The 8,656-nt window shown below is 50.2% G+C and carries 11 protein-coding genes and 2 pseudogenes; all 13 read right to left on the reverse strand.

All coding sequences use genetic code 11. From position 1 onward, the window contains the following. Nucleotides 1-69: 69 nt before the first annotated feature. A pseudogene (locus tag KTR07_RS27175) lies at nucleotides 70-327 on the reverse strand (glycoside hydrolase); the annotation flags it as partial. 47 nt (nucleotides 328-374) lie between these two features. Then, the gene (locus KTR07_RS27180; protein ID WP_005776865.1) at nucleotides 375-878 is read right to left on the reverse strand and encodes a DUF3872 domain-containing protein; all 504 of its coding nucleotides are present in this window, start codon (nucleotides 876-878) and stop codon (nucleotides 375-377) included. Further along, nucleotides 875-1,735 (reverse strand): toprim domain-containing protein, encoded by an 861-nt coding sequence (locus KTR07_RS27185; RefSeq protein WP_005776864.1) that lies wholly within the window; start codon nucleotides 1,733-1,735, stop codon nucleotides 875-877. The genes KTR07_RS27180 and KTR07_RS27185 overlap by 4 nt, the downstream gene beginning before the upstream one ends. Nucleotides 1,736-1,741: 6 nt before the next feature. Beyond that, on the reverse strand, nucleotides 1,742-2,299 hold the full coding sequence (locus tag KTR07_RS27190) for a conjugal transfer protein TraO (protein ID WP_005776863.1): 558 nt from the start codon (nucleotides 2,297-2,299) through the stop codon (nucleotides 1,742-1,744). Beyond that, nucleotides 2,296-3,210: a conjugative transposon protein TraN gene (gene traN / locus KTR07_RS27195; RefSeq protein WP_005776862.1), complete on the reverse strand. Its 915-nt coding sequence runs from the start codon at nucleotides 3,208-3,210 to the stop codon at nucleotides 2,296-2,298. The genes KTR07_RS27190 and traN overlap by 4 nt, the downstream gene beginning before the upstream one ends. A gap of 46 nt (nucleotides 3,211-3,256) precedes the next feature. Continuing rightward, a complete protein-coding gene (traM, locus tag KTR07_RS27200) occupies nucleotides 3,257-4,555 on the reverse strand; it encodes a conjugative transposon protein TraM (protein ID WP_005776860.1) in 1,299 nt (432 codons plus the stop codon). Next, entirely contained in the window at nucleotides 4,494-4,811 is a 318-nt protein-coding gene (locus KTR07_RS27205) for a hypothetical protein (protein WP_004326314.1), read from the reverse strand. The genes traM and KTR07_RS27205 overlap by 62 nt, the downstream gene beginning before the upstream one ends. Beyond that, the gene (gene traK / locus KTR07_RS27210) at nucleotides 4,808-5,431 is read right to left on the reverse strand and encodes a conjugative transposon protein TraK (protein WP_004326315.1); all 624 of its coding nucleotides are present in this window, start codon (nucleotides 5,429-5,431) and stop codon (nucleotides 4,808-4,810) included. Before traK ends, KTR07_RS27205 begins: the two co-directional genes overlap by 4 nt. Nucleotides 5,432-5,460: 29 nt before the next feature. Then, nucleotides 5,461-6,474 (reverse strand): conjugative transposon protein TraJ, encoded by a 1,014-nt coding sequence (gene traJ, locus KTR07_RS27215; protein ID WP_004326316.1) that lies wholly within the window; start codon nucleotides 6,472-6,474, stop codon nucleotides 5,461-5,463. 3 nt (nucleotides 6,475-6,477) lie between these two features. Further along, on the reverse strand, nucleotides 6,478-7,107 hold the full coding sequence (locus KTR07_RS27220) for a DUF4141 domain-containing protein (protein ID WP_004326317.1): 630 nt from the start codon (nucleotides 7,105-7,107) through the stop codon (nucleotides 6,478-6,480). Beyond that, nucleotides 7,104-7,463: a DUF3876 domain-containing protein gene (locus KTR07_RS27225; RefSeq protein WP_004326318.1), complete on the reverse strand. Its 360-nt coding sequence runs from the start codon at nucleotides 7,461-7,463 to the stop codon at nucleotides 7,104-7,106. The genes KTR07_RS27220 and KTR07_RS27225 overlap by 4 nt, the downstream gene beginning before the upstream one ends. A 45-nt stretch (nucleotides 7,464-7,508) precedes the next feature. Beyond that, complete coding sequence (locus tag KTR07_RS27230; protein WP_004326319.1) at nucleotides 7,509-8,123, reverse strand: hypothetical protein; 615 nt, start codon at nucleotides 8,121-8,123, stop codon at nucleotides 7,509-7,511. Nucleotides 8,124-8,128: 5 nt separating this feature from the next. Then, nucleotides 8,129-8,593, reverse strand: a pseudogene (locus KTR07_RS27235) (conjugal transfer protein TraG); the annotation flags it as partial. Nucleotides 8,594-8,656 lie beyond the last annotated feature (63 nt).

Here is an 8,656-nt window from a genome sequence, read left to right on the forward strand (position 1 = left end):
ATTCAATACAATAAAAAGTCAAGTTGGGATAATATTTTGGTTTGGATAACTTCTGTTATCCGAAATTTCGGATAACAACAGTGAATCCTTTCCAAGGTGACGGAACAATGCACACATTTCCTTCAGGTCCTTTCTCAGAATACTGTCTCCCTCACTTTCTGTCAGCCTGGCGGTAAACTTTTCCCCTTTTCTGATACGGTGACCGTATGCAACATACGGATGATGTTCCGGACCATGCCATCCTTCGTATTTCTTGATACACCTGACAGCCGTTTCCCAACGTGAGTCTTCCACATTCCCCTGTGCACGCAGGGAAGTTACCGTCATGGCCAGTACCACCAATGGCAGTACTGACCTTAAAAGCCTTACGGTTATTATAGGGCACCTCCTTCCTGAACTGACAAAGAATCTTCCACGGCATCCGTCTCTTCATCACCAGCATTGTTGAAGTCAAATTCCATTTCCGTCATGTTTCCCCAGTTGTCTTCGACAACGACAATGAAGTTCTGCGCCTCGTCACATAGTGAAGTATAATACAGCCTGAATTTCCGGTTCTCCAGCAGATAACGGTCATTCGGCTTGAATCCAAGACCGTTGTCCAGTTTCAGGGAACCCTCCCCGTCATACTGGAAATAACGGATCGTATAGACTGTACCGTCAAAATCGCCCTCACTTTTGAGTTCACACCGTATTTCCGCCGTCTCATTCCTGTTCAGTTCCTTTGGAACCGGCATTGTTTCCACGGTAAACGGATAACTCTGCTGGATTTCCAGCTCGGATTCGCACGAGGTCAGTACAAGACTGACCAGACCTATGCAAAAAATGGCAATCTTGCTTGCCAGCCCAAATCCTTTTCTCATATTCTTTTCTGTCTTCATTTGTTTTCCTTTGTTTTTGTCAGATATTCATTCAAGTCCTTAAATCCATCATACAGACCGGAACAGTCCGTGACCTTGTTCCCGAAATGTATGGTCAAAGTCTCCAGTGCGGTAATCCCTGCCCGGTCACGGTCAAGAAAGCACCGGATTTTACCGTAACCCTCCAGAACGGCATACGACCGTTCCAGATTGGATACAGAGTTCAGCACCAGGCAGTCTTCGTCCTCCACAGTCCGCAATACCAATGCAGAAAGGAAATCTATAAACCCTTCAAACACACAGCACGTATCCTGTTTCTTTCCGGACAGGGACACACAGGAAATATCCTTGGGAGAGATACAGCCCTTGAACATCGGGTTACGGAGTTCATAACCGCCGCTCCGATTCATGAAGCCTATGGCAAAATACCGTTTGCCCCGTATTCCATATGCCACTTCCTTGCAGAATCTCCCGGCTATGGCCGGATCAATGCCTCTCTCTTTCAGATAGCCTTTCAAAGCCTCATGACTCAGTTCCGTCACTTTCACGTCCTCGAATCCGGAAACGCGGGGTATCTTCTTACGTTCCTGTAAAGGCCGTAAGGGAAGGATGCCGGATTTCCCTGAAAGGAACTCCAGCTGTTCCATGAAACCGGTACTTCCTGTCAGTTCTCCGGCAAGATGGAAGATGTCACCTCCCTTTCCGATGCCAAAATCAAACCAGACATTCCGCTGTGTATCCACCTTGAAGGATGCTGTTCTCTCATTTCTGAAAGGTGATCTGAACCAGACATCATTTCCTTTACGGGATACCGGTACATGCCCCATACCTTCAAGAAAACCTACAAGGGAAATCTGTCTAATCTGTTCCAGTTCCATAGCCCGCTAATTTATCATAAAACGAATGCCGATTCCATACTGGGTATGGCAATGTCCGAGACTTCCGCCCCACAGGAAACGCTCACGCAAGGAAGCCGTCAATGCCACACGGTCAGCAAGGTACAGTTCCATTTCCAGTGTCAGGGCACAGCCGTACACAAAGGCATCGCCGTATTTCAGGGTGGCCCCGTCATAGAGCTTTTTATCGGACCAGTTTACCGTCTCATATCCGGCCAGTGCAGATCCTCCCAGATTGAGGAAGAACACTTTTCCCGCATCGGAAAGGAAATTCAGGTAATATCCGCCTTCTGCCGTAAACTGCGCCGAAGGGATGGTCACATGACGGTAACCGTGCTTCATGTGCAGGTATTCCGCTCCATATACCCATTTGTTCCCGCCTTTGGCATAGCTTGAAAGAGTCATTCCCATATAGTATCCGTTATCGGAAGCCATACCTCCACGCATTTCCACGCCCTGCATCCTTGGCAGAATCCGCTGGGCGTCTGCCTGCCCTACGGAAAGGACAAGCAGCAATGCCAGCATATACAATACTTTCGTTCTCATCGTACCTTCAGCTCATTGATGGTTTCCGCACGCACCAGGTCTTCGTTGACCACCTCAAAACTCTGGTGACGGCCGCCCTGTTTCTCATACATCTCCACAACCAGTTTCTTGTCGTCCGGTATCGTAAACTTGGGAAGGGCGAATACCGTGCATTCCGAATCCCTGCCGTTTACACGTGTCACATAATTATAGGCACGCAGCGGATAAATCACCTGCTCCTGCATGGCCGTACGCTTCATCACCTTTTTGTCAACCACCTTGAACGTAATGAAATCCACGTCAAAGGGCACGTTCGAGGAGTTCTTTACCTGGGTATGGAAATAAAGAAGGTCATTATGGGTGTACAGCCCTTTGAGCAGATACTGGATACCGAAACGCTTGCAGCCGATATGACGGATACGGCGCTTGTCATTCTCATACACGGATTTCATGATAAGACGTACCAGACGGGGTGACTCGTTATCCAGCTCGGTCAGATAGATTTCCATGGCATTGTTGGGACGGTTCACCGATTCTCCGTCATGGATGAAATCACACATCTCCACATTCAGCAGAAGCGGCTCGTCGGCATACTTCACGTTGAAGGTATAGAAGTTCCCGTCTTCGGTTATTACAGACATATTGGTCTCCTCCCTGAAATTGCGTGTCGTGGCCTTTACACGGATTACATTCTCGGCACCGTCGGCCTTGCCGGCTATCAGGTTTGTAGAACCGAGATCCACATACTTGACCGGAGCCGGGAAAATGACATGAACAGTCTTGTCATACGTTATTTCCAGTCCGTGCGGCGGAATCATCTGGCTGAAACCGATCTTGCGGGTCAGCCCCTCATAATAATCACCGCTACTCTGCTGCGCCCAGGCAGCCGATACGCCCAGCAAAAGGGCAAACATCATCAGAATCTTCTTCATGTGCTTTTGTTTAATGGTTGTCTTTTCTTTCATAGTTTCCTGTATTTCATTTTTCCGGTGAATGGAGCAGTACCCGGTGTCCGGCCTTCAAAGTAATCTTTACCGTACGCATCCGTTTGGATATGTACTGGGAAACGCCCTGTATCACACCTTTTCCCAGATCAGAGGCAATCTGCGCCCCGGCATCGGTGGAAATGTTGATGCTGCTGTTCATCGAGGTTCCCATATTGGCGGCAATCTCTCTGGCAGCGTCATATTCCAGTGAACCCGGCACCAGGATTCCCTGCTGTCCGTCAAGATCATAGACTTCCAGCTCCACCGGCAGGATAGTTCCCTTGTATTCCACGGCATTGACCATGATTTCCAGACGTTCACCCTGTATGCGTGTGCCACCTACCAGTACGGTCCCTTTCGGTATGAAACGTCCGGCAACGGACATGGGCTCGGTAAGCCGCAGGCGCAAGGCCTGTCCGTCGGATACGGTCTGCGTACCATGTACACAGGCGGCAATGGTATTGCCTTCCGTTACTGTCTTCCGTCCGACAGCCGTATTGAAACCGGCATTGCGTTCTCCCGAAAAGGCGGATATGAACTCTTCGTCGCTCATAGGTCTGGAAAGCGAGGATACCACCTCATTGTGGACCTGTTTCACCGGTATGGCCTTTTTGTCCTCCGCCTTTCTGACGGGAGAAGGAGTCTCCACTGCCTGACGGTTATTGTATTTGGCGGCCAGTTCGTAGGATTTTTCCATCAGGGCCATCTTTTCCTCCATGCCTGACAGTGGCTCCTGCTTCTGCTGCTGCATACGCTCCAGTTCTTCAACCCTTTCCAGAAGCCTTTCCTTTTCCCGGTCGGTCCGCGGTTCATAGATGCTTCCCAGCGTACGGTTCATTTCACGGTAGGCTCCGGCTGAGGTACTGACCGGTCCGGCATTGCCTTTTTCTGTTTCCGTTTCCGTGTTTGTTTGCCTCTCCGGTATAATGTTATCGGGAAGACGGACACTGTCTTTCCGTTTCTCTTTGGCAAACATGGACTCCGCAGCTTCAAAGAATGTCTTCCTTTTCCTGCTTTCCTGTTCCATCAGGGCCTTTTCATAGGCATCCTTCTTGTTCCCTTCCAGGCGGCTGTCCTCGGGAGAAGGGATTTCCGTATTGAACCCCTGTCCTTTATCCTGCCGCTCCCGTTCCTGCCCGGAAGGTGAGAATATCAGATAGAAACTTCCCAGACACAGCAGGAACATCAGCGGATACACCACAAATCCGGCACGTTTGCGTTTCTGTTCCTCACTCAGCGGCTTCCTGTCCTTTGAGGACCGGAGCCTGAACGGTTTCATCAGCCGTTCCATTACTTTCTTGACTTTTTCTTTCTCCATTTCTTACAATAGATTGAATGAACTCCATACGGAGTGAATCCTTTTCCATAAATTCCATTCCGGACTTCCGGTTCTTACTGCCCATAAACGGCCGGAATGCCGTATAGACACATGCGGCGGCAAACGGTACAAACAGTATCCAGAGGACGGCCTTGCGCTGTTTCGCGGTAAGTCTGTGACAGAACCCCCTGAGTTGAAGGTCCGCCTGTCTTGTCAGGTTCCTTTTCATCGCTCTACACTCCTTATGTCCTTGTTTTCCAGTATGGTCAGATGTTCGATGATAAAGCCGTTGGGGTTGTCATCGGAACGGGACGTGTTCTGAAGCTGGCAGTCAGTCACCAGCGAACGTTCCGTCACATTACTCTCACGGATAATCATCTGGCGGGCATACGTCCTGGCCCTGTAGGGGTAGCCGGAAAAGTCGCAGACCACGCTGTCCACCCGTACCACCTGATTGATGTTGCCGGAAATGAGACGGTTGTAATATCCTTTCTCGGCAAAATCCACATAGTAATGATAGGCGCTTTTGTCCGCCAGCTGCAAGGCACGGTTGATATTGTGCTCGATGGCATCCTTCTGTGGCGACAGCCCGAAAAAGAGCTCATGGAACCTTCTTACATGTTCCCTGGCTTCAGCCGGACGGTTCTGTGAAAGATCCTGTGAAAGGGCAAGCATCAGTGACTTGCCGCCATCGAGTACATAAATCTTCTCACGCTGTTTCTCCGCAAAGCGGTATGAGTTCCACAGGGCAAAGACGGTCACAAGCGTGCAGCATCCGACAAAGACCGCAAGCATCAGGCGTATCCGTCTGAAACTGCTTTCAATATTGGTCAGTGATTTGAATTCCATCTGTTTTCATTTTAATGTTCCTGTTCTGTCTATTTTCCACGCAGACGACCTCCGATATTTCCAAGTCCGGAACCTGCGGCACCGGCTGCAAAGCCTCCGGCCTTGGTCGCGGTACGGTTGATGTTGCGGTTGTAGTTTCCGGCACCGCCTGCCTGCACAATCCATCCGGCCACGGTCGGCACGGTAAAATATCCGATGATACCTATCAGCATGAAGATCACATATACCGAATTGGAGTTGTCCAGCGAATAGTTCGGGTTGTTCTGGAGCTCCAGGATGTCGTTCTGCAGCATGAGCACCTGAATCTTGGCCAGCATACAGCTGAAAAGGTCACTCACGGGAAGCCACAGATAGACGGAAATGTAACGTGTGAACCACTGACTGAGCGTGGATTGGAAACCGTCCCACACGCTGAAGGCAAAGGCAATGGGACCGAGGATGGACAATACCACCAGAAAAAAGGTCCTTACCGTATCTATCAGCAGGGATGCCGCGGCAAAAAGCAGTTCCAGCAGACTGCGGAAGGCATCACGGATATTCTTTTCCAGATTGTACATGCCCACTTCCATATACATGCCCATGCGGGTTGCCATGGCATCGGGCGACCATCCGAGCTCGTCCAGCTGACGGTCAAACTCCTCGTCGCTGACCAGATAGGCCGTTTCCGGATTACGGAGCATGGCTTCATGTTCCAGCCTGTCCTTCTGCTCACGGTACTGCTGCATGTCCATCGTCTGCCCCTCAAGCATCCTGTGGGTTCCCTGCACAATCGGACTCAGCACCGTATTCATCGTTCCGAGTACCAGGGTCGGGAAAAGCATGATGCAGATGCCTATCGCAAACGGACGCAGAAGCGGATACACGTCTATCGGTTCGGCACGGGCAAGCGACTGCCAGACACGGACGGCCACATAGAACAGGGCACCGAGTCCGGCAAGTCCCTTGGCCACATCCAGCATATCCTCACAAAGGGGCATCATTTCATTGTAAAGGCTCTCCAGAATGGTATGGAGATTCGAGAAATCCACGGATAACAATACCATAGGCTACCAGTATTTGGAGATGTCATTGCCATAGAGCTTCAGGACACGGTCAAGGTCATTCTTCTTGCGGGCACGCAGGAAACTCACGGCTATATTCCTGTTCGTATAGTAATTCACGAGATTGCGGTAACGGCGCATGCTGGCATGGCAGTCATCCACAACGTCCATACGGTCCTTGTCGGTCATGGAAAGGGTACTGACGTTAATTACCTGCCTGAGGTCCTGCAACACCCCGTTGCTCTCTTCAAGAAGCCTGGTATATCCGAAAGCGATGGCATCCAGCTCTTCGGGAGAGAAGTTCTCGTCACCCAGCATCTTCTGGAAATTGGTCACATAGATTTCCGACACGTCACCGACCATCAGGATGACCTCACTGACCTTACGGGCATCCTTCACCAGATTGTTTACGGACTTGAGGGCATCATAATACCTCTTGTACTGCTCGTAGATTTTCACGGTCTCAGCAAAATTCTTGGCGGTACTTGCTGCGGTGGATGAAGTGTGCACGATATTATCCGACATGTTGATGATACTCTGGGCAAGGTTTCCAGGATCTGTCACCACCCACTGTGCCCGTATCTGTCCGGCAAGAAAAAAGGTTCCTGCACAAAGCAGCAGCAGTCTTCTTCTCATGGACGCACCTCCTTCCTTACATAGTCACCGTTCGGAGAAAAGGTCAATACGTCAGCCGCCTCATTGTAGGCGATGTCTATGCGGTAGCCGGTATTGATGAACAGGTTCCCGTTTTCCTCCACAAGCAGATAGGTTTCCGGCCTCAGTTTACGCGCCTTGCCGCTACGGGCGAAGACCGTCACCTTGTAGGCGTCCCCTTCCTTATATATAAGGACATCGGGCTTGCCTTCCACACTGCTCCATGAACCGCACAGGCGGTCACAGTCCTTGAACCTGCTTTCACTACAGCTCTGCAGCAGCAGTGATGCCGCCCCGATCAGGCAGGCGGCCAGTCTGTACAACTGTCTGTTTTTCATGTCTTGTCTTTTTTTAATGATGTTGTTCTTGTTTTACTGAATCTTTCAAAGTCCCATCTTTCGTTCCTTCGGCTTAGGACTGACCGGAATGCGGACTTTCCCGGAAAGCCTGTCTTTGCAGGCTGGCTTCCGGCATTCCTTTCGGATAGTGGTGTCGTCCTTTTTGTTTGGGGGCTTCAGGCCGACCATGGTTTCAAACCTGGCATAAAGTTCCTTATAGGCCTTTTCTGCCTGTTGCCGTCTGATTTCATCCGGGGAATTCCGGTCAATGCCGTATTTCATGAGAAAACCGGAATTGATGAAAGGACTGTCAATATTCTTCGGGTTGGCTATGAAACCTCCAAGCTTTTCCAGTTCTCCATACAGCTTATCGAGATACTGTACGGGAGGAGGGGAACAAAGCCGCTCGAAAACCTTCTCCACAGCATGTGTCAGTCTTACATCGACCTCTACGGCATCAGGTATCTCGCCTCTGAGCCTTCTTTCCCTGTAATCTTCCGGTTCCATACTTTCAAGCCGGTGATACAGCTCATAGTCCTCTGAAAATCCGTAATGTTCACGGATATCCTTCGGTATGTCCCATCCGTTCATCAGGGACCAGTAGAGACATTCGATTGTTTCCTTACGCTTTCTTTCATCCGATTCAAAACTGTCATTCATAACCGTCATGCTTTACCGTTTGACCTTTTCCTTTCCCTTCTCATTTCCGCAATGCGTTTCACGGCCAGTTCCAGATTTCCGCCCAGTTCCTTGGCCAGCTTCTGCAATTCCAGCTTTTCCGACTCTTCCGTGGTATATACGGCATATTCCTCATCGCTGACTTCCGTGGCATACACGGCCGAGTGGGTACCGCCAAGACCGATCCAGACCTCACGGTAGAAACGTCCGGGATGGTTGGCCTGGTTAATGGACAGGATCTGTCCGCGTTCCTTGTCGGTCAGTCCGAGAAGCCGCTGGATATGGTCGAACTTGTTCATGTATTTCCGCTGGTCAAGAAGAATCTTGCAGTCACTGTTGTTGATGATAGCTTCCTTCACGACAGGGGAACTGATAATGTCATCCACTTCCTGGGTGACCACGACAGCCTCCCCGAAATATTTTCTGACAGTCTTAAGTAGGCTAAGCACCCAGCGCCTTGTCATATTTCTATGGTAGGTTTCCAAATGCTCGCCCCCGAACCGGACTTACACCTC

This window comes from Bacteroides sp. MSK.20.82 (assembly GCF_019052485.1).
GTDB classification, from domain to species: Bacteria; Bacteroidota; Bacteroidia; order Bacteroidales; family Bacteroidaceae; genus Bacteroides; species Bacteroides thetaiotaomicron.